The sequence below is a fragment of the Blastococcus sp. TF02A-26 genome (assembly GCF_003319125.1).
In the GTDB taxonomy this organism is placed as follows: Bacteria; Actinomycetota; Actinomycetes; order Mycobacteriales; family Geodermatophilaceae; genus Trujillonella.
Map to the genome: position 1 here is coordinate 1 of NZ_QOHG01000046.1, position 1,416 is coordinate 1,416.

Consider the following 1,416-nt stretch of genomic DNA (forward strand, 5'->3'; position numbering starts at 1 on the left):
GGTGACGTCCCGCTGAGTGGTGGATGTAGTCCTCACCGTGCTGGGTCAGCGGTGTGGTGACTATGACGCGATCAGGGCCGGTTGCGCCACCTCCTCCTTGGACGGACTCGGCCGGTTGAGCGCGGCCATGGAGCCCTCTGAGAGGTAGCGGCGGTCGGAGACCTGCCATTCGTCGTGGGCCTCAACCAGGACGGCGCCGGCCAGGCGGAGCAAGGCTGCGGGGTTGGGGAAGACACCCACGACGTCGGTGCGCCGCTTGATCTCCTTGTTCAGCCGTTCCAGAGGATTGGTCGACCAGACCTTCTTCCAGTGCGCGACGGGGAAGCCGGTGAAGGCCAGCAGATCGTCCGCGGCTTCGCGCAGCATGGCCTCCACCTGCGGGAACTGGCGGCCGAGCATGCCGGCGATGACGTCGAGCTGGGAGCGCACGTGTTCGGCATCGGGCTGGGCGAAGACGGTGCGGATCGCGGCGGCGACCATCTCAGCGTTGCCCTTCGGGACCCGGGCCAGCACATTGCGCATGAAGTGCACCCGGCAGCGCTGCCACGCCGCGCCGAGCAGCACCGCACTGATGGCCGCCTTCAGCCCGGCGTGGGCATCGGAGATGACCAGCTGGGTGCCACTCAGGCCGCGGGCCTTCAGCGAGCGCAGGAATGCCGTCCAGAAGGCGCCGTCCTCGCTGTCGCCGACGGCGAAGCCGAGCACCTCCCGGTGCCCGTCGGCGGCCACCCCGGTGGCGATCACCACCGCCTGGGAGACCACCCGCCGGCTGACCCGCGCCTTGCAGTAGGTGGCGTCCAGGAACACGTAGGGAAACGCCTGCTCGGCCAGCGAGCGGTCGGCGAATGCGCTCACTTCGGCGTCCAGATCGGCGCAGATCCGGGAGACCTCGGACTTGGAGATGCCGGTGTCGGCGCCCAGCGCCTTGACCAGGTCATCGACCTTCCGGGTCGAGACACCGTGCAGGTAGGCCTCCATCACCACCGCGAACAGTGCCTGGTCGATTCGCCGGCGCCGTTCCAGCAGCGAGGGGAAGAACGATCCGGCGCGCAGCTTGGGGATCCGCAGTTCCAGATCCCCAGCGGTCGTGGTCAGCGTGCGTGGGCGGGAGCCGTTGCGCTGGGCGGTGCGGGCATCGGTGCGCTCGTGCGGGGCGGCGCCGATGACCGCGGTGAGCTCGGCCTCGATCAAGGCCTGGTAGATCGTGGTCGCCGCCGACCGGATCCGGTCATCGACGTCGGCAGCCTTCAGTGCCTCCAGCACCTCGAGCAGGGCAGACTGGTCCAGGGCCATCGTGTGTTGTGTCCTTCCGCGAGAACCATTGGCGTGGTCTCGCTGACCATCACACGATGGCCCCTCTACGTGACACTCACGCGAACGGGACCTGGACTTACACCACCCGCAGGGACGTCACCC

At 68.6% G+C, this 1,416-nt stretch carries 1 protein-coding gene; it reads right to left on the minus strand.

Going from position 1 to position 1,416, the window contains the following annotated elements:
• Nucleotides 1-60: 60 nt before the first annotated feature.
• Nucleotides 61-1,293, minus strand: a complete 1,233-nt coding sequence (locus DQ240_RS23025; protein ID WP_113842044.1) for an IS256 family transposase — start codon at nt 1,291-1,293, stop codon at nt 61-63.
• Nucleotides 1,294-1,416 lie beyond the last annotated feature (123 nt).

What these genes read in the sequence shown, in the direction of transcription:
- DQ240_RS23025 (WP_113842044.1), bottom strand. Translation starts at nt 1,293, where the DNA reads ATGGCCCTGGACCAGTCTGCCCTGCTCGAGGTGCTGGAGGCACTGAAG.